Here is a 24,536-nt window from a genome sequence, read left to right as displayed (position 1 = left end):
TGCCATCGGTGCACGAACTGGTTCACAGGCTGTCAGGCGCAGGGGCAACGCCGGGGTGATGGGTGGTGAGCAAGTGACAGTGGTGTTGTGTCGAACAGGGTGCCGCGTTACGCCCTCACTCTAGCTCGCCATCGGGGACGGACAGAAAATATGATCGAACACAATGTCTACTCTCTCTTCTTTTGCTGCGCAGGAGAGGGGCTGGGGCGAGGGCGTTCAGTTCATCTCCAGGCTTTATTTCTGCATGCGTTCGCATGTTCTGTCTATCAGAGAAGTCATGACCCACGAGTCGGTTATGAACCTGATACCACACCTGAATGATGCGCGCGGGTCGTAGGGGTACGGCATGCCGTATCCCTACGACTACGCCAACAACAACCCACCAGCGACTCGCAGTTGGTGCACCTGGTAACGCTTCAGCACGATGATCACACCTGAACAATGCACATTGTAGAGCAAGATTTGGTATACCCGGCCTGCAGAGGCGGGAACCACTGGTGATGGATGGCTTCCGCTGTTGCAATCTGGTTCAGGTCGTGAGCAAGCCGGAGACTCGCGCTCCCAGGGAAGAACGGTGTTTGTGCACACAAGTCGCCACGCGAAGAGGTATAGCACGTCGCGGCTCGCGCTCTCAGGGGAGACCAGCGCTTAGGCTCTACGATGGAGCGCTCAAGGCGTAGATAGCATGCCATGCCTCTGATTAAACCAGGCATAAGGCAACCCAGCCATCGGATTAACGTCTCTGGCATGGAGCCAACCACTATACAGCCCCAAATGCAGCTCACTGCCTGCCGGCAGAGACTGCTCCGTTGCGGCGTTGTGCCTTCAGGCCGGGCTATACCCGTCGCCCAAACTGGCGTTCGAGCTGAGCCGGTGTCATCAAGATCATCGTCGGACGACCGTGGGGGCAGGTACGCGGACTGACACACTGTTCAAGTTGTCGCAACAATTGCCGCATCTCTTCGTGGGAAAGTGGCTGTCCGGCGCGGACTGAGGTGTGACAGGCCAGCGTAATCAACATCGCTTCACGCCATTCCAGCGGATCACTGCCCCCACGTCCGGCCAGCTTTTCGGCTATCTCGTGGATAGCTTGCGTCAGTTCATCGGTCGGTAAGGTGGCCGGGATGGCGCGAACCAGCACACCGGTGCCCCACGGTTCGAGGACAAAGCCCCATTCTGCCAGCCGCTCTGCATTACCCAACAACAAGGCACTTGCTTCCGGGCTAACCTCAACCGCCTGTGGAATCAACAACTGCTGCGACTCAACCGCGTGTTGGGCATACTGATTCATCAATTTCTCGTAGGTGATGCGTTCGTGGGCTGCGTGCTGGTCGATCAGATACATCCCTTCGGGAGCTTCAGCCACGATGTAGGTCAGGCCGACCTGCCCAACTACCCGTAACGGGGGTAGTGCCGAGGGTGCCGCTGCCGGAACTGCTGGAGTTATCGGCTCGCCTGGGGTTTGCCGGGCAGGTTCGGGCACAAGCGTTGGCGATGGCGGTGACTGTGGTGCTTCGGGCACAATGGGAAGGGGCGTGTTCAGCGCAGTTGCCGGCGAACCGACATCCCAGCGCGAGCGTTCACGATCCCACGCCGAGGCTCCAACACTCCAGCCAGAGGAGGGTGTGGTTGCTACCTGACCCAGCCGACGTAACTCAAAGCGTCGCTGGGCCGTTGCCGGATCAGGGGCATCCCAGGTTGGAATATCGGCGCCGCGCAGCAAAGCGTCACGAATGGCACGTCCTAGGACACTGTGAACGTGAGCAGCGTAGCGAAACTTCACTTCACTCTTGGTAGGATGGACATTGACATCGATGGCGGCTGGATGGACGCGCACATCGAGGATGGCAATCGGAAACCGTCCCTTCATCAGCATCGTATGGTACGCATTCTCGACCACCGCAGCCAGTGCCCCCCGCGGTTGCAGCGCACGGCGGTTGGCAAAGAGCGAAAGATAATTCCGTGAACTGCGCGTTAATTCAGGTGGCGAAATCAGACCATTGACCGCGACCCATGTTTCGTCTACGCCAGCTTCTGCCTGTACCGGCAATAGTGCTCGCCCAACTTCGAGGCCGTACAGCTCGACGACCACCGTCCGGAGATCGCCATCACCACTGGTCTGTAAGGCCATACGGCCATCGATCAACAAACTAAAGCTCACTTCCGGGTAAGCCAGTGCGTATTGTTGGACAATTGCGCTGATGGCTCCGGTTTCCGTCGCTTCAGAACGGAGGTATTCCCGCCGGACTGGCGTGTTGTAAAAGAGGTTGCGTACCGTGATCGTCGTACCAACCGGACAACCGCACGGCAATCGGGATTGAACTTCACCACCGGCAATCCGCAACTCAACACCGAGTTCAGCATCGGCAACCCGCGAGATACAGATGACCTGAGCAACGCTGGCGATGCTGGGCAGGGCTTCGCCGCGGAACCCCAGTGTCCGAATAGCCCACAAATCGTCAGCAGATTGCAATTTGCTGGTTGCGTGGCGGGCAAAGGCCAGTTCAATTTCGTCAGCCGGAATACCACAGCCATCGTCTTGCACGCGAATCTCGCGCAATCCGCCACCCCGTACCTCGATCACGATCCGTTGCGCACCGGCGTCGATGGCATTTTCGAGCAACTCTTTGACGACTGACGCCGGTCGTTCAACTACTTCGCCGGCAGCGATTTGCGCGGCAATGGTTTCATCGAGGAGACGAATGGGCATATTACACCATTGAGCTGTATTCCCGAAGTTCTACTGGTGTCTGATGAAGAGTCGTTACTGAGTGCCAGGCCAATAATACAAACAAATGTTCAACGCTATTGTACCATCTCTGTTCCTTCAGGGCAATCACCTGAATAAAACAAATCCAGGTGTATAGCACTCTGCGAGATGATTCCCTGCCATACGCTGTATGGGCATATTGCGTTGGATGGCATGCGAAGGCTACGATCTATCCGCTTCCCATTCATCAGGGTGTCTCGGTGGGCCGTGGCAGGGGTGTTGTTGTCGTCGGTGGCAGGGTGGCGGTAGCGGCAAGCGTTGGCGAACTGAGCAGAGGTGGGAGCGAAGGTTCATTGGTGACCAGTAGCGACGTTGCCAGCCCGACCAGCAACACAAGGATCAGGATGCTCGTGATCAGACCGGTTCGCGAAAGCGGACGGGCCATCGGCGGCGAAACCGGTGCCGATGGCGATGTCACCGTCTCTGCCGGCGTGTCATACCCGATTGGTTCAAGGCCATCAACCTGAGCCACGACGACGGTAATGTTATCCGGCCCACCGCGTGCATTCGCCTCATCGACCAGACGTCGACTCGCGACATCGAGCGGATGCATGCTGGCAATGGCCGCAATCTCTTCATCGGTTAGTAAACCGTGCATCCCATCGGTGGAAAGAACAACCGTATCACCCGGCAACAGTGGCTCACGGAAAATATCAACCTCGACATGGGACTGATGACCAATGGCGCGGGTAATAATGTTGCGGATGGTTGATGTGCGTGCCTGTTCAGGTGTGAGTAAACCGGCGGCAACCTGATCGCCAATCAATGAGTGATCGTTGGTCAGTTGGCGGATAAGCCCTTCGCGCACCAGATAGGCCCGGCTATCACCGACATTGGCAACGTAGAGCATGTTATGCCAGAAAAAGGCGGCTACCGCCGTGGTGCCCATCGTGCCACGGCCCTCTTGATATACGCGCTGGTTGGCGCTGATGAGAGCCTGGCGCAATCCTTCTGCGGGGTCATTGTCAGCCCGAAATGAGGTAATGATCGTTTCCACGGCTAGCCTGCTGGCAACCTCGCCGGCCAGGTGCCCCCCCATCCCGTCGCAGACTACGAGCAGTGTGCCCTGATCGATCTCGGCACTGCCGTATGCATCTTGATTTACTTCCCGTCGCTGCCCAACATCCGTTCGAGCACTGTACCGCACACGCATTGGCGACTCCGTTGCCTCCATGCTGATTGTTAGAAGTATACCATATGCTTTCTGTTATGTATGACGGGCCATTTGTGGTATTATTATGACGAAGAATGTTTGACAAAGCAAGGATTGTCTTATGCCCGCAATTGATTTCACGCGCTATTACCGTCCACACGAAGTTGAAGCCGCATTGAAAGCCTGGGCCGAAGAGTATCCTCACCTTTGTTCTCTGCGTAGCATCGGTACCAGCTACGAGGGACGTTCGATCTGGTTGCTGACGTTGACCAATCAGGCTACCGGAGCCGATGACGAAAAACCGGCTTTCTGGCTTGATGCCAACATCCATGCGACCGAAGTGACCGGTTGTATGGGGGCGCTGCACGTTATTCAGACTGTGCTGACCGGCTACGGTCACGATCCTAACCTGACTGCTTTGCTCGATGAACGTGCATTGTATATCGTGCCATGCCTCAACCCCGATGGCATGGAACAGGCGCTCACCTCACCGGTCTATGTGCGCTCAGGTACCCGGCGTTACCCATTCACCGACGACCGGGACGGTCTCTACCCGGCTGATATTGATGGCGATGGTTTGATCTTGCAGATGCGCGTGGTCGATCCCGATGGGGGCTGGAAGGTGAGTGAGCGCGATCCGCGGCTGATGCGGCGGCGTGCTCCCGACGAGCGCGGTGGCACGTACTACCGGGTCTATACCGAGGGATTGATTCGCAATTTTGATGGCTACGAGGTCAAGATTGCACCACCGGCCCAGGGGCTGGATTTTAATCGCAATTTTCCCTACATCTGGGCACCGGAAGGGGTACAGCGTGGTGCTGGCCCGTATCCAACCTCTGAGCCGGAGATTCGGGCGGCGGTTGAGTTTCTCACCTCCCATCTGAACGTTAGTGGGGCCATCTCATACCACACCTATTCCGGTGCTATTCTCCGCCCCTATTCCGATAAACCCGACGATCAGATGCCGATTGATGATCTCTGGACGTACAAAGAGCTGGGGAATCGCGGCCAGGAGATCACCGGCTACAAACACGTCTCGGTTTATCACGGCTTTCGTTATCACCCGCGTGAAGTCATGCGCGGCGCTTTCGATGATTGGGCCTACGAACAGCTTGGCATCTTCGCCTTTACCGTCGAGTTGTGGGATATGATCGGCGAGGCCGGCATTAAGGATCGTGATTTCATCGAATGGTTCCGCGATCATCCCGAAGAGGACGATCTCAAGCTCTTGCGCTGGAATGATGAACAGCTTGGCGGCGCCGGTTTTGTCAACTGGCGACCGTTCAATCATCCGCAGCTTGGCCCGGTCGAAATTGGGGGATGGATCGAGCGCCGCACGTTTGGCAATCCGCCCGAACAATTTCTGCTACGAACGCTGGAACCCAATACACGCTTTGTCCTGGCCTTTGCTCAGACCGGCCCACGGCTCGAATTGCGCCACGTGCAGGCCGAAGCGCTAGGCGGTGATCTCTACCGCTTGCAGGCAGTCGTGGTCAACAGCGGCTATCTGCCGACGTATGGCAGCCGCAAGGCTTTAGAAGTAAAAGCAGTGCAGCCAATTGAGGTCGAAGTGTTGCTTCCTGAAGGCGGTGAGATCGTGAGCGGTGAACGGCGCCAGGAGATCGGCCAACTGGAAGGGCGGGCGAACAAGCGCGCGTTGTGGGGAGGGAGTTTCCCAACCGATCATCTGCGGCGCCTGACCTGGACGGTACGTGCACCGGCGGGCAGCAGCGTCTCGGTGGTTGCCCGTTCCCAGCGCGCCGGTACGGCCCGGGCAACGGTGCAGCTAGACGGTTAGTATCGCCTTAGAGAATAGGCGGCACTGCACGTGCGCGACTTCTGGGAGGGCGGAACATCTGCTTCCGCCCTCCCAGTATGTTGCTCCGTGCAGCTATGAGCCATCCCGGCCCTGTAGATGGCTGATTGCCAGGCTTACTGGCTGAAAGGTGAATGATAAGGTTTGACCGTGGTTTATTGAACAGCGTTCCCGTGGTCTGAACTGCAATACGATCAAATCTGGTTTTAGAGAAGTTGTGGTACGCTATCTACCATCACGCTCACGTTGTACCCTTGAGCGCTCCAGTACGGTGCGCAAGTACCGGTCGCGCCCTGGGATCGCGAGCCTCCAGCTCGCTTACTGCCAGGCATAGCACGCTCTGCTGCATCACTCTGATCGGGCGTTCTCCCAACTCCAGCGGGGGACAGGGGTGAGGGCTTGTCAAGATGTGACACAACTCTGGCGGGGAATGCACAACCCGATGCGATCCCTGCCCTACACTCACCCACTCACCAAGACACCGCCGACCACAAGCGCCAGTCCAATCACCCCGCTGGCAATGGCAGCGTAGCGCATATTCCGTGCCCAGGTCGCAGCGGAGTTGGCCAGTTCGTGTTCACTTTTGCGGCTGATAATAAAGGTCTGCTTACTGTTGGTCGGATGGCGGGCAATCACGACCTGACCGTTCTGATCGATTGCTGTACCAGAAACGAAGACACGTATCCCTACTTCCAGACCACGCTCAAACTGACGTTGACCGAGTGTGCGGGTTGCGCCTGTCCACGGTTGGGGTGTTTCAAGAAAGCGATTCGCGGTTTCAATCAGATCAATCTTAGCGCCATCGGGGACAACCAGCACTTGACCGGTGTCGTCACGAATGGTAAACGGCACGCGCCGCTCGTTCTGTTCGAGCTGCTCACTCCGGCGTTCGATACGGGTTGTGCTCCGTCCGCTCTCCTGGGTAGTGATCCGTTCCTCATATTCCCGATGAGTCGTGTACAGATACGCAACCAGCGCCTGTCCTGAAACGGGACCGGTGAGTGGCGTGGCACATTCGATCAATCCCATCACTTCGCAGGGTTGGGCAAAATCATGTGCCCCCAGCGCTGTTGTGATCCGGCGGTGAATTGCCGACAGGGTGGCCGTATCGTAGGTGTCAACCGCATTCAGGGCTTGCAACTTGCCGGCATTGGCCCGCGCAACAAAAAAGAAGATGACGGCCAGCACAAGCAACAATACACCGCCGACAATCATGAGTACACCTCAATGATAGCTAAAACGAGGTTACCAGGGAGCTGAGATGGGTAGTGAACAGTGTTTTTTACTGTAACACGGGCAAAGGCATTATCGATATGCAGTCAGGATTGCCGGCGACAACAGACGATGAGAGCGCTATTCGTCTTTCTTGCCCCCAAACAGGCTGCCCAGCATCGTTTTGGCTGCATCGATCTGATCGGCAAGGGCGCTGATGTCACCTTTCAACACCTGATCAACTTGGGCTGCAATCGGTTCCGGCAACTTCTCCTTGAGAAAACCGGTGACCACGTCTACGACTTGTTGAGCCTGTTCGGCGCTAACCCCCGTCTTCTCGCGGATCAACTCAACCAGTGTCTTTCCTGAACTCATCGTTGACACTCCTTAACTTCACATGTATGTTCGGCGGAACGATCATCAGTATACCATCTGTCGCACACTCTTGCCGTCTGCTATAATGAGGGTTAGCATACGTTCATCTTGTTGCAACCCACCAGCAACACTGCTGACGAAAAGGAGGCAGGAGTGAATACTTCGCATTCTACCACAACCTTACGGCGCCGTCACACCAGTAGCGGTAGTGAACCGACGGCCAAAGAGCGCGAATATCTTGAGGTTATCTATTATCTGGCATCCCGTAACGAACCGGTTATTGCAGCCCGTCTGGCGCGTTGGATGAAGGTACAGCCACCTACCGTAACCCATATTGTTTCTCGTTTGCTTGAAAAGGGTTTGATCGAACGCAACGCCCATGGCGAGATTACACTCACCGCAACGGGTTTTCAGTTGGCCGAAGCAATGGTGCGTCGTCACCGAATCCTGGAGCATTTCCTCGTTGATGTCATGGGATTGCCCTGGCATCTGATTCACGAGGAAGCCGTTCGTTTGGAACATACCCTTTCGCCGGTGATGGAAGAGCGGATTATGGCGCTGGTCGGCCATGCAACGACCTGTCCACATGGTAATCCTATTCCAGGACAAAATGAAGTGTATACCGGGAATACCCGCATGGATACAGTCCAACCCGGGCAACAGTTCAGAATACGGCGGATTGCAGAAGAGGCCGAAGAAGAAACGCCGATTGTCTCCTTCCTTGAGGCGAATGGGCTGGTACCGGGAGCTATCTTTACCGTTGCCGATAATACGGCGGCAATCGGGGTCACCCTTCAGCGACCGGGTTTATCGATTACTGTTCCGGCGCACATTGCTGAGATGATTTGGGGTGATGTTGAGACCTCTGCGCAATAGGGGGGTACTGCACCTTTGCGAAAACCCGTGCTTCACCAATTGCCGCTTTCTCTGCAAAACTATGCGCAATCTAGCCGCAAAAGATCGGCGATAATGTAACGCTCTTTTGTCAGCAGTGCCCTCTCGGCTTTGGGACGGTTTCAGATCAAACCGTAAACCATTTTTACTCAGCGTATATCCTGTCACTTTCGTTGCTGTTTTCAGGCTTTTGAAGGTGAGTTCGTACAGCAGGCAGCCGACTTCGTGGCAAGAGGAGAATATACGCGCAGGCCAGAGAGCAACGAGGAACGAACGGTGACCGCCAACAGTTGGCAAGTAACGGGTACAGGAGAGAAGAAGCATGGCACGGATTACGGTCACCATTCATGGCGAACAGCATACCTTCCCGATTACCGAGCGCGGTCTGACGATTGGACGCCAGCTTGACAACGAGATTGTGCTCAACCACGCGATTGTCTCGCGCAAGCATGCACGAATTGAATTACGGGGCCGGCGCGCATGGATCATCGATCTCAATAGCCGCAACGGTGTAACTGTTAACCGACTACGGGTCAAAGAAGAACAGCTCAACGATGGCGATGTGATTGGTGTTGGTCCGTTCGAGCTGGTCTACGAAGACCGGGCAGCGCAAAGTGTTGTCCTGGATGACAATCGTTATTTTCCGGTTGCCTCAGAATCTCAGGTTGTCGCAGCCCACGAGTTGCAGTTACTGCCGTCCGATCTGCAAGCGTTCTACCAGATCAGTATGCGGGTCAACCAGGCGCTCGACTATCGCGAACTGCTCGATCTGGTGATGGAGGAGATTATCCGTCTGGTTCCGGCCCAACGCGGTTTTCTGCTCTTGCGCAAAGGTGATGAACTGGTTCCGCGCGTCATCTATCCCCCCGGCTTGGGTGATGTAGCCATCGCCGGGAGCATCGTTCGTAAAGCCATTGAGCGTGGCGAAGCTGTCTTGACTCACGATGCCCGTATCGAGTTTGCCGGCTCAAAGAGCATCATTGCCGCAAATATTCGTTCGGCTATCTGCGCACCGCTGATGACGCAAGGCGGCGCGATTGGCGTTATCCTGCTTGACTCGCCGGGCCGAGAACAATTTTCGGTGCGCGACCGGGATATTGTGGTAGCAATTGCCAATCTGGCTGCGGTGGCGATTGAACGGGCACGTCTCACGGAAGAACTACGCATCCAGGGTCAGGTGCGGCAAAACCTTGAGCGATTCCTGTCACCAAATGTCGCTCAGGCGCTGGCGCGTTATGTGGCTCAGCACGGTAAACTCTGGGAGGCGCAGGAACAAATCGTCACCGTATTGTTTGCCGATGTGAAGGGCTTCACCTCGCTCTCCGAACGGCTTTCACCACGTGAGGTGCAGGATTTGCTCAATGAATACCTGCACGAAATGACCGATGTCATTTTCCGGTACAATGGCACCGTTGATAAATACATTGGTGATGGGATTATGGCCGTGTTCGGAGCACCACGCTTACCGGAAGACCCACTCGATGAACAGCACGCCGTGCGGGCAGTGGCAGCCGCTGTTGAGATGCAGCAAGCTCAACAACGGCTGGTAAGTCGGCTCGATCCAGATAAAGTCTTTACCATTCGGATCGGTGTGAACACTGGCCCCGCCTTCACCGGCTTTTTCGGTACGCGCCACCGCCTGGAATATACCGCCATCGGCGATACGGTAAATACCGCATCGCGGTTAGAGTCGGCAGCCGAACCAGGGACGGTCTTTATCGGCGAAGACACGGCCCGTCTGGTGAGTAGCGAGTTTGAACTGCAAGAGATGGGAGAATTGCAGTTGAAGGGCAAACAACAGCGTGTCCGCGCGTTTAAGGTGCTCGGGACACGACCTAAGCCGGGTGGATTGCAAACAATAGCGTACACCAGTTCATAAGGAATATCATTCCCTTGAGGGATTGCATATCGTGTAAGAAAGACAACCTATGCCTGTCGTAGTTGGCATTCGCTTCAAAGATAGTGGCAAGATTTACTATTTCGATCCACGAGACCTTGAGCTGCGCGTTGGCGATCAGGTCATTGTTGAAACGGTACGTGGCTTTGAACTGGCCAAAGTTGCCTTTGAACGGCGCGAAGTTGGCGATGATGAGATTGTCGGTGAGCTAAAGCCGGTTGTGCGGCGTGCCGAGGCGAGCGATTTGATGCGCATGGCTGAATTGCAGCAGTATCACGCCGAAGCGCTGGCTCGCTGTGCCGAAAAGGTGCAAGAGCATGGCTTACCGATGAAGCTGGTGAAAGCCGAATATTCATTCGACGGCTCGCGTTTGACGTTCTATTTCACTGCTGACCAGCGCGTCGATTTTCGTCAGCTTGTGCGTGATCTGGCCCGTACCTTCAAGACGCGCATTGAGTTACGACAGATCGGGCCGCGCGATGAGGCAAAAATGCTCGGCGGCATCGGGCCGTGCGGTCGTATCCTGTGCTGCACCTCGTTTCTGCCTGATTATGCCCGGGTGACCATCAAGATGGCCAAGGATCAAGACCTGCCACTCAACCCCAGTAAGATCAGTGGCGTTTGTGGCCGTCTGCTGTGTTGTCTGTCGTATGAGCATGAACAGTATCTTGAGATGCGTGCACAATTGCCCAAACGTGGGAGTTGGGTCATGACCCCCGATGGGCCGGGTGAGGTGATTGGCCAGAATGTTTTGAAGCAACAGGTTCTGGTACAACTGGCCAGCAGTGGAATGATTGAGACCTACGATTTGAGCCAGATTACGCTGGCAACTGAGCAGGTAGCAGCACTGGCACGCGCACGAGCTGCCGAGGGAATTACACCGGTCTCACCCGCTAAACCTGATCGTGGCGAGCGCCGCATGCTGCGCGATGAGATTGATGCGTTTGACTGGAGTGATGATCTCAGCCTGCTGGAAGATGAAGATGTGCTGCCATCTCCACCTCCTGCACCGGTGTTACCTCCTGCATCGGTGTTACCGCCGCCTGTAGAATCAAAGCGGGATACAGAACAGAAGCCAACACCCAAATCACGGCCAAACCGCCGTAATGATCAGCCGATGAAAGCCAAAGCAGAAGCTGCCACCAAACCGGCCAAAACGTCGGCATCACAGCAACCGGCAACCGCTTCCAAAGCAACACCGGCCAGGGATGCAGCGGAAAAAGCGACGCCACCCGCCGGCAACAGTGCCGGTAGGCGGCGCCGACGGCGGCGGAATTAGTCAGGGTCGGTCAATATTGATCTGGCTTTCTGCATGTAGTCCTGTTTCCTAATCGCCTGCCAGGGCGAGGGGTGTTCGTTTTATTGTGCAACGAGCGAAGGTGAGGGATGGAAGTTTTCGCGGTAGATCATCACATCTGGGCTATTGACCACGAATTGCTCGGCCTGCCCGGAGTTGGCGTGACGTATGTGGTGCGGGGAGAAGAGATTGCGCTGATCGAGACCGGAACGGCGCTTACTGTGCCGCAAACACTGGCCGGTCTGGAAGCACTCGGTATCGAGCGGGAAGCTGTCCGCCACATCCTCTGCACACACATTCATATGGATCACGCCGGTGGTGCGGGACACCTGGCTGAGGCATTACCGAACGCTGTCGTCTACATCCACAGCAGTATGGCTGAACACCTGGCGAATCCCGCCAAACTCATGGCCAGCGTCCGCCGTGCTGTTGGCGAAGAGGCGTGGCCATTGCACGGCGAGATGTTACCCATCGCTGCCGAAAGGATTCGGCCTGCCGAGCACCTGCACCTTGATCTGGGGCGAGACATAATCCTTACGGCGATTGCGACGCCGGGTCATTCACCTGATCACCTCTCGTACCTTGACCACAAGAGTGGTGGTCTGTTTATCGGTGATGCGGCTGGCCTGGCAATGGATCGCTGGGGATTGGCGTTTCCGGTTACGCCAGTTCCTGCCTACAATCTCGAAGCCCATCGCTCGACAATTGCCATGTTGCGAACCCTCAACCTGCCACGGATCTATCTCACACACTACGGGCCACACGATGACGTTACTTATCAGCTTGATCGGGCAGCTCATCGGCTGGATGAACTGGTTGATCTGGTTGAACGGGCACTCGCCGATGGCGATCCCGACGTTGCCGCACTGGCAGCCCGTTGGGTCCCTTACCCTCCAGACGGCCCGGCTGGCGTAGTGGCGCGCAGTTGGACACAGATGAGCGTAGCCGGTCTCATTCGTTACGAATTAAAGCGTCGCCAGGCCACCGGCTAGACCTGTTGCATCCCAAGAGGCCAGTAGATTAAAAACCCCGCTTCACGTCGTGGCAGGCCGGCAGGGTTGGCCTGCCGGCGGGGGTGAAGTCGGCGGGTTAAAACCCTGCCTCAAGTCATTGAAGCCCCTACGGGGCTAGCCTGCCGGCGGGATGGGGAATGCATCCAGCCCCAACGGGGCTTCCACGCTGTCAGGCAGGGCTTCAGCCCGCATGACCCGACGGGTTAACACGAAACTCCCCTGGCATCTATGCATGTCCTTAAACAACCCATACGCTGCTTGCGTTTGCACCTGAAATATAGTACACTTGTTCGGTAACAGGTTCATTCTCCTGTAGAAACCGACGTTGTGCAGAACATGTAAAACGGGATTGACGTATTTTAGCCAAATGACACGACATGGGCGGTGTCGGGCGCACAAGGGGAAGCATCTGGCTGGCGAACCTCTGCGTCGTAGTGGCGGTGTCCGTCTCGTGCGCCAATTCTGACTGTATCGTATGCCTGCTGGAACAATCACTGCAATTCGGCAACAAACGAACGACGCGCAGCGTGTGAATATCTTTATCGACGGTGAGTTTGCGATTGGGATTAGCCTCAATACTCTCACCCGTATGCGCCTGGCGGTTGGCGTGCATCTCGACGATCACGGCTGGCAACAGCTCGTTGCTTGTGAAGAGGCTGATCAGGCGATGCAAAAGGCCCTGCGCCAGCTTGAACGACGACCACGTTCCGTCAATGAAATCTATCGCTATTTGCAACGCAAAGGCTTTCGCGAAGCGATCTGTCAACAGGTCGTTGCCCGGTTACAGGAATTAGGCCTGCTCAATGATGCCGACTTCGCCGAGCGTTGGGTCGCAAACCGGCGTACACTGCGCTATCGAGGTGAACGGGCTTTGCGCGCAGAACTACGCCAGAAAGGGATTGCACCCGAGTTGATCGAGGATGCACTATCCGGCGAGAAAGACGAACTTGGGGAAGCGTTGCGGGCAGAGCAGGCAGCTCGTGCTGTGTTAGCGCGTTACCTCAGGCATACTGACTGGCTGACGTTCCAACGCCGACTGGGTGGATATTTGCTGCGTCGGGGTTTTGCGAGCGATCTGGTGCGTCCACTGCTCCTGCGCCTCTGGCGAGAAGCGCATCCTGCTGACGACATCGATGATGAGGAACCCTATTGAACAGGTCGTGATTGTCCTGACATGCTCATACACGCACGGCGCGAGCGAGTACCCCTTGACCGGCAAGAATTGTGATAAGCGTACCTTTCAGCGTACCGTGAACCTGATTGCAGGGGCAATGTGCAGGATTACTTCGCTTGCAGTTGCAATGACGTTATTTGAGCAAAGGTCGCTGTTTGAGTAGAATACTGTGAGTGAAAAGGATACCAGGACGGTAAGGATTTATCTTTATGGCAGAAGTACAGTTTCTCGGTCATTCCTGTTTTCGATTACGCGGTCGTGATGGCACTATCGTCTGCGATCCCTACCATCGCTCAATCGGCCTCGATATTGGCCGACCCACCGCAACCATTGTGACCGTCAGCCATCACCATCCCGATCACGATAATGCTGCCGCTATCCGCCCGTTGCGCGAGCGCGTGTTCGTGGTTGATGGTCCTGGCGAGTACGAAATCGGTGGTGTCCTGATCACCGGTGTGCGTACCTTCCACGATCAGGTAAAAGGTGCCGAACGTGGGTTTAATACGGTCTACATCATCCATCTGGACGATCTGGTCTTTTGTCACTTGGGCGATCTTGGTCATGAGTTGACAACCGGTCAGCTCGAAGAGATCGGCTCCAATGTTGATGTCCTGTTTGTGCCGGTGGGGGGTGGTGAGACGATTGGGTCAGCACTTGCCAGTAATGTGATCAGCCAGATTGAACCACGGTTTGTGATACCGATGCACTATGCGATGGGGCAAACAAATTTCGATCCTCCCCTGGCGCCCTTGGAGAAGTTCATCAGTGAAATGGGATTGAAAGAGTATACGGCTGAAGACAAGTTTGTGATCAATGCCAACGCACTACCGGCTGACGAAGAACAGACGCGGATTGTCATTTTACGACCGGTGAATGGCTAACGAACGGGTTTTGTTTGTGGTATACTAAGCGATTGAGGTGAAAAACGCTGTCTTGATCAGGGACATATTTGACCGTTCGTATCATCACTAAGCAACGATTGTGAAGCATGCAATCGTCCTGGATACAAGTGAAACGAGTACCGGTGTGGGTCGGTTCAACCCGAAGGTTGACCGACCCACAAATCTTTAAGACGGGGAGTACTGCTCTATGACAAAGTACATTTTTGTGACAGGTGGTGTGGTTTCATCCGTGGGGAAGGGCATTGGTGTCGCCTCCATTGGCCGCCTGCTGAAGAGTCGTGGCCTTTCAGTTTCGGTTATGAAGCTCGATCCGTACCTGAATGTCGATCCGGGTACGATGTCACCGTATCAGCATGGTGAGGTCTTTGTCACGGCTGATGGAGCTGAAACCGATCTCGATTTAGGTCACTATGAACGATTCATCGATGTCAATCTCAGTCGGCTGAGCAACGTCACCACCGGTCAGATCTACTCGGCGGTTATCGCGAAAGAGCGGCGGGGTGATTACCTTGGCGGAACGATTCAGGTTATTCCGCATATCACCAACGAGATCAAGTCGCGGATTGGGTCACTGGCCAGGAGCAGTCAGGCCGATGTAGTGATTGTCGAAATTGGTGGTACAGTTGGCGACATTGAAAGCCTGCCGTTTCTGGAAGCCATCCGCCAAATGCGTAAGGATGTCGGGCGCGACAATATCCTTTACATTCACGTAACGCTACTGCCACATATCAGCACTGGCGAACTTAAGACAAAACCGACCCAACACTCGGTGATGGCGCTGCGCAACGTTGGAATTAGCGCCGACATCATCCTCTGCCGGGCCGACCGTCCGATTGACGATGAGATTCGCGAGAAGATTGCCTTCTTCGCCGACGTGGACGTGCGGGCTGTCATTCCGGTGCCGACGGTCGACTCGATCTACGAAGTACCACTGGTGCTGGAAGATATGGGATTAGGCGATTATCTGGTCGAACGGTTAGGGTTACCGGCTACCCCGCCCGATCTCGAAGAGTGGCGCGCACTCGTTGCCCGCATCCGTCAGGAAAAGCGGCGGGTGCCAATCGCACTGGTCGGCAAATATGTCGAGCTGCACGATGCCTATATCAGTGTCGTTGAGGCACTGCACCACGCCGGTCTCGAACAATCGATTGATATTGACATTCGTTGGATTGCCGCCGAGGAAGTGGAACGGGAAGGGCCGGCGCGCTTGCTGTCGGGAGTGTATGGGATACTGGTGCCGGGTGGTTTCGGCGAACGAGGGATCGAAGGCAAGATTGCGGCTGCTGACTACGCCCGGATTCACGGCATCCCCTATCTGGGTCTTTGTCTGGGGATGCAATGCGCCACCATCGCCTTTGCCCGCCATGTCCTCGGCACCCACGACGTCAACAGCACCGAATTCAACCCCCAGACTGCCCATCCGGTGATTGATCTGATGCCCGATCAGCGCGACATTACCGAAAAGGGTGGCACCATGCGGCTGGGTTTGTACCCATGTGATTTGGTACCGGGGACGCGAGCGCATGCCGCTTATGGCTGCGACCGGGTAGAAGAACGCCATCGCCATCGGTTTGAGTTTAACAATCGCTATCGCAGCGTGCTCGAAGCTGCCGGTCTGGTGATCAGTGGTATCTCACCCGATAAGCGGTTGGTCGAGATCATCGAACTTCGCGACCATCCCTGGTACGTTGCCAGTCAGTTCCATCCCGAATTTCAGTCCCGGCCCGGCAAACCGCACCCGCTCTTCCGCGGCTTTGTAGCGGCAGCCGCGCAGACACTCCTCGCCGGCGAAGCGCGCCAGTTGCCGCTGGTGGAAAGCACGTCGTAGTGCGGAAGCACAGACAGCGGATATGTAGCGTCGGTTTGGAGGTGCGGGAGCATAGCTTCCGCACCTGGTGTGTTTTGTCACACCAGCCTCCTTTGAACGTAGCGCATTGTGGTCTTACGGAGAGAGGCAATGTCGATAAGGCGCGCGTATCCCTGATGAAGAGGGGTAACCACAGATAGTCGCGGATGGTAAATTCGTCCTAATCCGTTGTAGCTTTGGACATCCGTGGTCAATACAAAACAGGCGCTGCTGGTGATCATGGGTGAAAGGCGTTCCGCACTGCTGGTAATGCCGTGGTGGTAATCGCGTTGGCAACAGGAAATCAGGCTCACATCAGGATAGCCAGTGCATTTAAAACATGTGGCTTGGCAACGTTGAAAGAGCATCGGATTACAATCCTCACGAACCATTGAAGTGTCAAAAATTTTGTCGCATCTTTCGACATCTCAACAACTCATGAGATCAAGCAAAGATCAATCTCATGCACATAGTTTGCACAGGCAAAATGTTTGACATCTCGCCGATCCCTGTGATACTATTCCGGCAGTTATATGGTAGATATCCCGTGAGTATAGGCGTTCTCTTCTACCAAAAGATCGTGATGCGGGCAGTGGAGATTTGGCATGAAGTTGCATGAATATCAGGCTCGCGACCTGTTAGCCCGTTTTGGTATTCCGGTGACAGGTGGCGGGGTAGCGGTTACACCGGTGGAAGCACGCACCATCGCCGCAGAGATCGGCGGCCCGGTCGTGGTGAAAGCCCAGGTACATGTTGGTGGACGTGGTAAGGCTGGTGGTGTAAAGCTGGCGCAAACCCCAACTGAGGCCGAGCAGGTTGCCAGACAGATTCTTGGCATGAACATCAAGGGGTTGACGGTGGAGAAGGTATTGGTTGCCGAAGCGGTGAGCTACAAGCGCGAGCTGTACCTTTCGGCCATCCTTGATCGCGGCAGCAAGCGCGTGATGATGATTGCCTCGGCTGAAGGTGGGGTTGAAATTGAAGAAGTAGCGAAGACGAACCCCGACGCCATCATTAAGATTCCGGCCCATCCAACGATGGGTCTGCTCGATTTTCAGGCCCGGGAACTGGCATTTCGCATTGGCTTAAACGATGGCAAGCAAGCGCGTCAGTTCGCACAAATTGCCAGTGCTCTGTATCGAGCTTTTGTTGAGTGTGATGCCTCACTGGTGGAGATCAATCCGTTGGTTGTCAAGGCCGACGGCAGCCTGCTTGCCCTCGACTCGAAAATTCTCCTCGATGAGAGTGCGCTATTCCGCCATCCCGATCTGGCTGCCCTGCACGATCCCTCTGCCGAGCCGGAAGCTGAGCGGCGTGCCCGCGAAGCGGGTATCACCTATATTAAGCTCGATGGCAACATTGGCTGCATGGTCAATGGTGCCGGTCTGGCGATGGCCACCATGGATGTGATTAAGCTGTCAGGTGGCGAGCCGGCCAATTTCCTTGATATTGGTGGTGGTGCCGGCAAAGAGAAGGTCAAAGCCGCTTTACAGATCATTCTCTCTGATCCAAACGTGAAGGCGGTGTTGTTTAATATCTTTGGTGGGATTACGCGGGTCGACGAAGTGGCACGCGGGATTATTGCTGCGCTCGAAGAGGTGCCAACCGATGTGCCGATGGTGGCCCGGCTGGTGGGGACAAATGAAGAAGCCGGACGGGCACTGCTGGCCGAGTCGAAGTTGATCCCTGCGGCAACGCTGGCTGAGGGTGCGCAGAAGGCAGTAGCAGCCGCTCGCGGTGAGTTATAAGTATCGATCAAGATTGCGGCGAGCAGCGGCAAGTAAGTCTAGCTCGCGCCGGTCGGTTGTCTCCTGTGTGAGACGTTCGAGCCGGATACGCCATTCGTCAAGGATGGCCGTTGCTCGCCCGGTCGCAATTGGCCCGACTGCCGCAATCCACTCACAATCACGGGCCAACAGCGCAAGTTGTAGTTCGACTTCAGTATAGCGACAGGTTACAAACGGTAAGCGCTCGGCCCGCGCTGGTGGGTAATCGGTACCGGCAACAAGCTGCAACGGCTCGCGCTTAAATAAACCGGCTAATAGCGTAATGGTACGCTCTCCAGGCACTGATAGCCCCAACTCGATATGCGATACTGCTACTCGCGAAATGGCGAGCCGTTCGGCAAGCTCTTGCTGAGTCCAGCCCAACTCATTGCGGAGGCGGGCAATCCGTTGTCCTATTGGTTCGTTCATACAGGCACATGGTAACTCACTTAGCAGACACACAACTCGTTTCATTGTATAGTAGCACCGTTTGTCGCAGTGCGAGAACGTTTGCTCGTGCTGGTTTTGTGCTGCTAACGTGAGAGGATAACAAAGTATGGCTCCAAAGCGTGCGTTGATCACCGGTATTACTGGTCAAGATGGCAGTTACCTTGCCGAGTTCCTCCTTGCCAGGGGGTATGAGGTGATCGGCATGGTGCGTCGCTCGAGCACCGTCAATTTCGAGCGTATCAGGCATATTCAGGACAAAATCACGCTGGTAAGTGGCGACCTGCTCGATGAAGTGTCGCTGATCCATATCCTGCGCGAGCATCGCCCACACGAGGTGTACAATCTGGCTGCGCAGTCGTTTGTGCAGACATCGTGGCCCCAACCTGTGTTCACCGGCGAAACGACCGCTCTGGGTGTGACCCGCTTACTTGATGCGGTACGGATTGTTGACCCCGAAATCCGCTTTTATCAGGCGTCGAGCAGTGAGATGTTCGGCAAAGTGGTGGAGGTGCCCCAGAAGGAGACGACACCTTTTTATCCGCGAAGCCCCTACGGGGTGGCTAAGGTCTATGGTCACTGGATCACGGTCAACTATCGTGAGAGCTACGGCATGCACGCTACGTCGGGCATTCTGTTCAATCACGAGAGTCCGCGTCGTGGTCTCGAATTTGTGACGCGCAAGATTTCTCATGGCGTGGCGCGAATTAAACTCGGTCTCGATGAAGAACTACGCCTGGGTAATCTTGAAGCGCGGCGGGATTGGGGGTTTGCCGGCGATTACGTGGAGGCAATGTGGCTGATGTTGCAGCAGGATCAGCCAGAAGATTACGTGATCGCTACCGGTGAGACCCATTCGGTTCGTGAGTTTTGTGAACTGGCATTTGGTTATGTTGGTCTTGACTATCGCGATTATGTGGTGATCGATCAGCGCTTTATGCGTCCGGCTGAAGTCGATTTGCTGATCGGTGACGCCAGCAAGGCTCGCCAAAAACTGGGCTGGCAACCACGCACTACGTTCCCTGAACTGGTGCAGATGATGGTTGAGGCTGATCTACAGTTAGTTAAGGAGCAGATGCGATGAATCAAGCTGAGACTCGGTTGATCGAGGAAGGATGGGCAGCATTGGTTGAGCGTCTGGGTCTGGCGAATGCAAGTCGGTTTATTATGTTGCTGGATCGACGCACTGGCGGTGCGCGTCAGCATCTCCAGTCATTGTGGGGGGTGCGACCTCATCCGTCGCACCGTTCGCAACCTCCGGTTGTCAATCATTCTGACTCGTAACTCACCTCGCATCCGGTCTCAATCCGCCGCTCTGCCCGGATATGGGTAGAGCGGTTTTTTTGTTTCATCACCGGAATATGCCAGGTTGCAGTATCGTGTTTCACGCCAGTGTTACCTGCATGTATACCAACTCTTGCTCAACGACAGGCACCGGCATACTCTCTGTGTTAAAGTACAACTGGCGTGCCGCTGTTCATCCCAGCGCCGCAGCGCATCCCACTTTGCGTCACCTGCAGAGGCATCCCTGTTGGTCAGGAATGTACCATGACCCGGTATGCTCCTCGCCCTACTATGCTAGCAGCGTGTAGTTCAGACGATAATCACCTGCGCCCCATGCTGTGCCCACCGCTATGCCAGTGCTGCCCGCATCTTTGCACCAGCGTTGCATCAGTCACCATACCGGTCGTAGGGGCAACGTGCGGGATCGTTGCGATCATCTGACTTGTCAAATAAAATGGCTTCTACATCGAACTGGCAAACAGCGCTGAGGCGCGTCTGTGGTAAGATGAACAGTGACATCATCGCAGCAAAGGACTCATCGCTATGTTTGACTTTGATCCTACGTCTGCACTCCGCATATTGGCCGCCGAAGTGATGCTGGTGCATTCCAGTGAAGAACTGGCAAACGGTGATCAGCGGGCGGTGCGTTGTCGAGGGCAGTTACTACTGGAGGCGCAGGCAGCCCACGATACTATTGTTGCCCGTGCCCAGGCGCTTGGGTATACGCCACTCTTTCAGCACGATCCTATCGGGGCCGCGATTTTGTTTATTCCGACACCGCCGAAGGCTCCGCCGTCGCGACTCTGGTTAGCGGTCTTGCTCTTTGTGCTGACGATTGCCTCGACGATGCTGGTCGGCGGGCAGGAATATATCGAAAGCACCGGTCAGATTGTCTTCAACTGGGGCTACGCTCTGAGTTTTAGTGCGTCGTTGCTGGCAATCCTGCTTGCCCATGAACTCGGCCATTTCATTGTGGCCCGACGTGAGGGCGTGGCCGTCAGTTATCCGTTCTTTATCCCGATGCCGTTCTTTTTACTCGGCACCATGGGTGCCTTCATCGCGATTAAAGACCTCGTTCCGAATCGACGGGCACTGCTGGCAATCGGTATTGCCGGTCCACTCGCCGGATTAGTCGTCGCCATTCCGGTTCTGGCAATTGGGCTGAGCATCTCGGAAGTGAAGCAGGTAGTGCCGCTCCCTGGCAGTTTTACCGAAGGCAATTCATTGCTGTATGCCGCAATGAAGATTCTTATCTTCGGGCGCTTCCTGCCCTCAGGCGGCGAAGATGTCTATCTCCATCCGGTGGCCCTGGCCGGTTGGGCCGGTTTGCTGGTGACCGGTCTGAACCTGCTGCCGGCTGGGCAACTCGACGGTGGTCATATCTTTTTCGCTCTGTTTGGTGCACGAGCGGCACGGATTATGAGCATGATCGTTGCAGTTGCTTTGCTGGGACTGGGATTTCTCTGGTCGGGCTGGTTCATCTGGGCGGTTATGGTCGCGCTGATCGGTCAGCAGCGTAGCCCGTTGCGCAATGAGATTTCGCCGCTTGAGGGGCCATGGCGCTGGCTGGCGTATCTTGGTCTCTTGACGTTTATTCTGGTCTTCACACCGGTTCCGATTACGGTCATGACGCCGTAAGTGTGGGTGATACGGAGGTCACATGAAGCTCTTAACCTATCGGTATGGTGGGGTTGAACGGGTTGGTGCCCTGCGGGGCGATGAGGTGATCGATCTGTCGGCGGTGGCAGCGTCCATGCTCGATCTGATCGATGGTGGGCCAGAGTTACTGGCTGCGGCACAGCAGGTCGTCGCTACGGCGGAAGGAGGGGTGCGCTGGCTGCGGTTGAGTTGCGTGCGCCAATTCCGCGCCCGCGCAAGAACATCATCTGTCTGGGGATGAATTATGCTGCTCATGCGATTGAGTCGTTGCGGGCGAAGGGGTTGCCGGAAAAGCTGCCCGAATACCCCGTCTTCTTCAGTAAGATGCCCACGGCAGTCAATCATCCCAATGCACCGGTACCGTTGATGGCTGATGTCTCGGCGCAGCGCGACTGGGAGGTTGAGCTGGCGGTGATTATCGGGCGGCGTGGGCGGAATATTCCGGCAAGTGCTGCGCTCGATTACGTCTTCGGCTATACCATTATGAATGATGTGAGCGCACGCGATCTTCAGACGCGCCATCAACAGTTTTTCTACAGCAAGAGCCTCGACGGTAGTGCCCCGCTGGGACCGTGGATTGTCACCGCTGATGAAATTCCCGATCCACACGCGCTCGGCATCCGGCTGCGCCTCAATGGCGAGCTGGTACAAAATTCGGTGACGCGCGATATGATCTTTGATATTCCCACCTGTATTGCCACCTTCAGCCGTGGCGTGACGCTCGAACCGGGTGATATTATTGCGACCGGTACACCTTCGGGGGTCGGCATGGGCATGACGCCACAACGCTGGTTGAAGGTAGGCGATGTGATGGAGGCCGAGATTGATGGGATTGGGGTGCTGAAGAATGTTGTAAGTGAGTAGACCAGGTTGCCCCTATTCCATATCCACGGCAGACGAATGCACAGAGCATTTTTCTGTGCATTCGTGCTTTAAAACCTACGTACCCGGCATAGTTCAGCCATCAGGCAATTGTCGTCAGATAGTGAGCAACATGATATAATGCGCGCCGATGTTAGTAGTTACATACAACACTAAGGAGTAATCATGGATCGACGGGTGGTGGTGACCGGAATGGGGGCAATCAGCCCACTTGGTCTCAGCGTAGCCGAACTCTGGCAGGGGATCGTCGCAGCGCGGAGCGGCGTCGGTCCGATCACATTGTTCGATTCGACCGGTTTTGATACCCGGTTTGCCGCTGAGGTGAAGGGCTTCGATCCCACGAATTATATGGATCGCAAAGAGGCGCGACGCACCGACCGCTTCGTGCAGTTTGCGGTGGCTGCGACCAGAGAAGCGTTACGCGATGCCGAGCTTGAGATCACGCCCGCCAATCGTGATGAGATCGGGGTCTTTATTGCCAGTGGGATCGGTGGCATTGGCACCCTCTCGGAGCAGTTAGACGTTCTGCGCAGTCGCGGGCCGGGGCGGATCAGTCCCTTCCTCATTCCGGCGATGATCACCAATCTGGCCGCCGGTCAGGTTTCCATTGTCACCGGTGCCCGTGGGCCGAGCTACTGTGTGACATCGGCCTGTGCGAGTTCAGCCCACGCCATCGGCGAGGCGGCAGAGACCATTCGCCGTGGATGGGCAAAGGCGATCATTGTTGGTGGCAGTGAAGCCAGCATTACCCCTATTGGCGTCGCCGGCTTCAATGCGATGCGTGCCCTCTCGACGCGCAACGAAGACTATGCCCACGCCTCACGACCATTTGACGCCGAGCGTGATGGGTTTGTGATGGGTGAGGGTGCAGCGGTACTCATCCTCGAAGACCTTGAATTCGCTCTTGCCCGTGGTGCGCGTATTTTAGCCGAGGTGGTGGGGTATGGTGCAACATCTGATGCCTACCATATCTCGAATCTGGCCGAGGATGGCGAAGGTGTCGCACGGGCGATTCGGTTGGCCCTGCAGCGGGGTGCTCTGGCACCAGAGGATGTGGATTATATCAATGCGCACGCCACCTCAACTCCGGCTGGTGACCCGGTTGAGACAACCGCTATCAAGCAGGTCTTCGGCGGACGCGAGAAATCACCGCCGGTGAGTGCCAGCAAGTCGCAGTTCGGTCATCTGCTCGGTGCAGCCGGTGCTATCGAAGCAGTTGTGACTATCCTGGCGATGCAGAACAATCTCCTGCCGGCAACCATCAATCTTCAGCAACCAGACCCGGCCTGTGATCTCGATTTTGTGCCCGGTCAGCCGCGTCCGGCTCGGATTGAGGTGGCCCTAAGCAACTCGTTTGGCTTTGGCGGACACAATGTGTGCCTTGCCTTTCGTAAATACCACGGATAGGCGCTATGAGTGATCGACTGGCCGAACTTGAGCGGGCAATCGGGATCACCTTTCGTGATCGAACGCTGTTGCAGACGGCATTTATGCACCGTTCGCTGTTCAACGAACAGCCGCATCTGCTGAATCACCTGACCGACAATGAACGGTTAGAGTTTCTCGGCGACTCGGTACTCCATTTTGTAACCACAACCTGGTTGTTCGAGACCTTTCCCGACCAGGATGAGGCCACCCTGACCAACTGGCGGGCCGCGTTGGTGAGCACGAAGGGATTGGCAGAATGTGCCGCTCAGTTCAATCTAGGCCAGTATGCCTATCTATCGCGAGGCGAAGACAACCCTGGCGGTCGTAGCCGCCAGAAGCTGTTAGCCGATCTGTTTGAAGCGCTGGTAGGGGCCATCTACCTGGATCAAGGGCTTGAGACTGCACGGGCGTTCATTGTGCCATTCTGGCAAGCCCGGATCGAGCAGATTATTCACATCGATCTCGATCCAACAACGCGCTTACAGGAATTGATGCAGGCTCGCTTCAAGCAACTCCCCGACTATTCAATAGAAGAGGAGCGAGGCCCTGAACACCAGCGCGAGTACGTCATGGCAGTCACTGTAGCGGGTCGCAAATTTACCGGCTCTGGTTCGAGCAAGAAAGAGGCCAAGCGCGCGGCTGCACGTAAAGCGTTGGCTGCCTGGGATAAGCACGGCTTCACTGCAACGGCCATAGACGCTCAGGATGAGCGCAACTGAAG

Annotated in this window: 21 protein-coding genes; 16 read left to right on the top strand and 5 right to left on the bottom strand. The window is 55.8% G+C overall.

Going from position 1 to position 24,536, the window contains the following annotated elements; translation table 11 throughout:
• Nucleotides 1–835 precede the first annotated feature (835 nt).
• Both mutL and CAUR_RS05925 read right to left on the bottom strand, forming a co-directional pair.
• Nucleotides 836–2,710: a DNA mismatch repair endonuclease MutL gene (gene mutL, locus CAUR_RS05930; RefSeq protein ID WP_012257019.1), complete on the bottom strand. Its 1,875-nt coding sequence runs from the start codon at nucleotides 2,708–2,710 to the stop codon at nucleotides 836–838.
• A 247-nt stretch (nucleotides 2,711–2,957) separates the two neighbouring features.
• On the bottom strand, nucleotides 2,958–3,923 hold the full coding sequence (locus tag CAUR_RS05925; RefSeq protein WP_012257018.1) for a PP2C family protein-serine/threonine phosphatase: 966 nt from the start codon (nucleotides 3,921–3,923) through the stop codon (nucleotides 2,958–2,960).
• 121 nt (nucleotides 3,924–4,044) lie between these two features.
• Between CAUR_RS05925 and CAUR_RS05920 the strand changes: the two genes are divergently transcribed.
• A complete protein-coding gene (locus CAUR_RS05920) occupies nucleotides 4,045–5,721 on the top strand; it encodes a M14 family metallopeptidase (RefSeq protein ID WP_012257017.1) in 1,677 nt (558 codons plus the stop codon).
• Between the two features lie 480 nt (nucleotides 5,722–6,201).
• On the opposite strand, the gene CAUR_RS05915 is transcribed toward CAUR_RS05920, so the two are convergent.
• Both CAUR_RS05915 and CAUR_RS05910 read right to left on the bottom strand, forming a co-directional pair.
• Nucleotides 6,202–6,954 (bottom strand): E3 ubiquitin ligase family protein, encoded by a 753-nt coding sequence (locus tag CAUR_RS05915; RefSeq protein WP_012257016.1) that lies wholly within the window; start codon nucleotides 6,952–6,954, stop codon nucleotides 6,202–6,204.
• A 138-nt stretch (nucleotides 6,955–7,092) separates the two neighbouring features.
• The gene (locus CAUR_RS05910; protein WP_012257015.1) at nucleotides 7,093–7,326 is read right to left on the bottom strand and encodes a hypothetical protein; all 234 of its coding nucleotides are present in this window, start codon (nucleotides 7,324–7,326) and stop codon (nucleotides 7,093–7,095) included.
• 153 nt (nucleotides 7,327–7,479) lie between these two features.
• Here CAUR_RS05910 and CAUR_RS05905 point away from each other — a divergent pair, with 153 nt between their 5' ends.
• The 8 genes from CAUR_RS05905 (at nucleotide 7,480) to sucC (ending at nucleotide 18,097) form a co-directional block, all read left to right on the top strand.
• Complete coding sequence (locus CAUR_RS05905; RefSeq protein WP_012257014.1) at nucleotides 7,480–8,202, top strand: metal-dependent transcriptional regulator; 723 nt, start codon at nucleotides 7,480–7,482, stop codon at nucleotides 8,200–8,202.
• 340 nt (nucleotides 8,203–8,542) lie between these two features.
• Nucleotides 8,543–10,099, top strand: a complete 1,557-nt coding sequence (locus CAUR_RS05900) for an adenylate/guanylate cyclase domain-containing protein (protein ID WP_012257013.1) — start codon at nucleotides 8,543–8,545, stop codon at nucleotides 10,097–10,099.
• A 49-nt stretch (nucleotides 10,100–10,148) separates the two neighbouring features.
• Complete coding sequence (locus tag CAUR_RS05895; protein ID WP_012257012.1) at nucleotides 10,149–11,396, top strand: PSP1 domain-containing protein; 1,248 nt, start codon at nucleotides 10,149–10,151, stop codon at nucleotides 11,394–11,396.
• Nucleotides 11,397–11,503: 107 nt separating this feature from the next.
• Nucleotides 11,504–12,406 (top strand): MBL fold metallo-hydrolase, encoded by a 903-nt coding sequence (locus tag CAUR_RS05890; protein ID WP_012257011.1) that lies wholly within the window; start codon nucleotides 11,504–11,506, stop codon nucleotides 12,404–12,406.
• Between the two features lie 496 nt (nucleotides 12,407–12,902).
• A complete protein-coding gene (locus CAUR_RS05885; RefSeq protein WP_012257010.1) occupies nucleotides 12,903–13,580 on the top strand; it encodes a regulatory protein RecX in 678 nt (225 codons plus the stop codon).
• 230 nt (nucleotides 13,581–13,810) lie between these two features.
• On the top strand, nucleotides 13,811–14,482 hold the full coding sequence (locus CAUR_RS05880; protein ID WP_012257009.1) for an MBL fold metallo-hydrolase: 672 nt from the start codon (nucleotides 13,811–13,813) through the stop codon (nucleotides 14,480–14,482).
• A 208-nt stretch (nucleotides 14,483–14,690) separates the two neighbouring features.
• A complete protein-coding gene (locus CAUR_RS05875; protein ID WP_012257008.1) occupies nucleotides 14,691–16,331 on the top strand; it encodes a CTP synthase in 1,641 nt (546 codons plus the stop codon).
• Between the two features lie 623 nt (nucleotides 16,332–16,954).
• Nucleotides 16,955–18,097 carry an ADP-forming succinate--CoA ligase subunit beta gene (gene sucC, locus CAUR_RS05870; protein ID WP_012257007.1) on the top strand — a complete coding sequence of 381 codons (1,143 nt, stop codon included), beginning with the start codon at nucleotides 16,955–16,957 and terminating at the stop codon, nucleotides 18,095–18,097.
• On the opposite strand, the gene CAUR_RS05865 is transcribed toward sucC, so the two are convergent.
• A complete protein-coding gene (locus CAUR_RS05865) occupies nucleotides 18,092–18,544 on the bottom strand; it encodes a helix-turn-helix domain-containing protein (protein WP_242605080.1) in 453 nt (150 codons plus the stop codon). The two genes, sucC and CAUR_RS05865, sit on opposite strands and share 6 nt — an antisense overlap.
• Before the next feature lie 127 nt (nucleotides 18,545–18,671).
• On the opposite strand from CAUR_RS05865, the gene gmd reads away from it, so the two are divergent.
• From gmd to rnc, 7 genes are all read left to right on the top strand, one after another.
• Nucleotides 18,672–19,646: a GDP-mannose 4,6-dehydratase gene (gene gmd, locus CAUR_RS05860; protein WP_012257005.1), complete on the top strand. Its 975-nt coding sequence runs from the start codon at nucleotides 18,672–18,674 to the stop codon at nucleotides 19,644–19,646.
• The gene (locus tag CAUR_RS05855) at nucleotides 19,643–19,846 is read left to right on the top strand and encodes a hypothetical protein (RefSeq protein WP_012660612.1); all 204 of its coding nucleotides are present in this window, start codon (nucleotides 19,643–19,645) and stop codon (nucleotides 19,844–19,846) included. The genes gmd and CAUR_RS05855 overlap by 4 nt, the downstream gene beginning before the upstream one ends.
• A 543-nt stretch (nucleotides 19,847–20,389) precedes the next feature.
• A complete protein-coding gene (locus tag CAUR_RS05850; protein WP_012257004.1) occupies nucleotides 20,390–21,484 on the top strand; it encodes a site-2 protease family protein in 1,095 nt (364 codons plus the stop codon).
• 22 nt (nucleotides 21,485–21,506) lie between these two features.
• Nucleotides 21,507–21,746: a hypothetical protein gene (locus CAUR_RS21480; protein ID WP_242605079.1), complete on the top strand. Its 240-nt coding sequence runs from the start codon at nucleotides 21,507–21,509 to the stop codon at nucleotides 21,744–21,746.
• Nucleotides 21,743–22,369 (top strand): fumarylacetoacetate hydrolase family protein, encoded by a 627-nt coding sequence (locus tag CAUR_RS05845; RefSeq protein WP_242605078.1) that lies wholly within the window; start codon nucleotides 21,743–21,745, stop codon nucleotides 22,367–22,369. Before CAUR_RS21480 ends, CAUR_RS05845 begins: the two co-directional genes overlap by 4 nt.
• Before the next feature lie 183 nt (nucleotides 22,370–22,552).
• Entirely contained in the window at nucleotides 22,553–23,794 is a 1,242-nt protein-coding gene (fabF, locus tag CAUR_RS05840; RefSeq protein ID WP_012257003.1) for a beta-ketoacyl-ACP synthase II, read from the top strand.
• A 5-nt stretch (nucleotides 23,795–23,799) separates the two neighbouring features.
• A complete protein-coding gene (gene rnc, locus CAUR_RS05835; protein ID WP_012257002.1) occupies nucleotides 23,800–24,534 on the top strand; it encodes a ribonuclease III in 735 nt (244 codons plus the stop codon).
• Nucleotides 24,535–24,536: the final 2 nt, after the last annotated feature.

Origin of the sequence: Chloroflexus aurantiacus J-10-fl (genome assembly GCF_000018865.1) — a bacterium.
Taxonomy (GTDB): Bacteria; Chloroflexota; Chloroflexia; order Chloroflexales; family Chloroflexaceae; genus Chloroflexus; species Chloroflexus aurantiacus.
The sequence above is the reverse complement of the archived record's forward strand: the minus strand, read 5'-3'. Positions and strand labels throughout refer to the sequence as shown.

Coding starts and splice junctions, on each gene's coding strand:
- mutL (WP_012257019.1), bottom strand. CDS start 2,710: ATGCCCATTCGTCTCCTCGATGAAACCATTGCCGCGCAAATCGCTGCC.
- CAUR_RS05925 (WP_012257018.1), bottom strand. CDS start 3,923: ATGCGTGTGCGGTACAGTGCTCGAACGGATGTTGGGCAGCGACGGGAA.
- CAUR_RS05920 (WP_012257017.1), top strand. CDS start 4,045: ATGCCCGCAATTGATTTCACGCGCTATTACCGTCCACACGAAGTTGAA.
- CAUR_RS05915 (WP_012257016.1), bottom strand. CDS start 6,954: ATGATTGTCGGCGGTGTATTGTTGCTTGTGCTGGCCGTCATCTTCTTT.
- CAUR_RS05910 (WP_012257015.1), bottom strand. CDS start 7,326: ATGAGTTCAGGAAAGACACTGGTTGAGTTGATCCGCGAGAAGACGGGG.
- CAUR_RS05900 (WP_012257013.1), top strand. CDS start 8,543: ATGGCACGGATTACGGTCACCATTCATGGCGAACAGCATACCTTCCCG.
- CAUR_RS05895 (WP_012257012.1), top strand. CDS start 10,149: ATGCCTGTCGTAGTTGGCATTCGCTTCAAAGATAGTGGCAAGATTTAC.
- CAUR_RS05890 (WP_012257011.1), top strand. CDS start 11,504: ATGGAAGTTTTCGCGGTAGATCATCACATCTGGGCTATTGACCACGAA.
- CAUR_RS05885 (WP_012257010.1), top strand. CDS start 12,903: ATGCCTGCTGGAACAATCACTGCAATTCGGCAACAAACGAACGACGCG.
- CAUR_RS05880 (WP_012257009.1), top strand. CDS start 13,811: ATGGCAGAAGTACAGTTTCTCGGTCATTCCTGTTTTCGATTACGCGGT.
- CAUR_RS05875 (WP_012257008.1), top strand. CDS start 14,691: ATGACAAAGTACATTTTTGTGACAGGTGGTGTGGTTTCATCCGTGGGG.
- sucC (WP_012257007.1), top strand. CDS start 16,955: ATGAAGTTGCATGAATATCAGGCTCGCGACCTGTTAGCCCGTTTTGGT.
- CAUR_RS05865 (WP_242605080.1), bottom strand. CDS start 18,544: ATGAACGAACCAATAGGACAACGGATTGCCCGCCTCCGCAATGAGTTG.
- gmd (WP_012257005.1), top strand. CDS start 18,672: ATGGCTCCAAAGCGTGCGTTGATCACCGGTATTACTGGTCAAGATGGC.
- CAUR_RS05855 (WP_012660612.1), top strand. CDS start 19,643: ATGAATCAAGCTGAGACTCGGTTGATCGAGGAAGGATGGGCAGCATTG.
- CAUR_RS05850 (WP_012257004.1), top strand. CDS start 20,390: ATGTTTGACTTTGATCCTACGTCTGCACTCCGCATATTGGCCGCCGAA.
- CAUR_RS21480 (WP_242605079.1), top strand. CDS start 21,507: ATGAAGCTCTTAACCTATCGGTATGGTGGGGTTGAACGGGTTGGTGCC.
- CAUR_RS05845 (WP_242605078.1), top strand. CDS start 21,743: ATGAATTATGCTGCTCATGCGATTGAGTCGTTGCGGGCGAAGGGGTTG.
- fabF (WP_012257003.1), top strand. CDS start 22,553: ATGGATCGACGGGTGGTGGTGACCGGAATGGGGGCAATCAGCCCACTT.
- rnc (WP_012257002.1), top strand. CDS start 23,800: ATGAGTGATCGACTGGCCGAACTTGAGCGGGCAATCGGGATCACCTTT.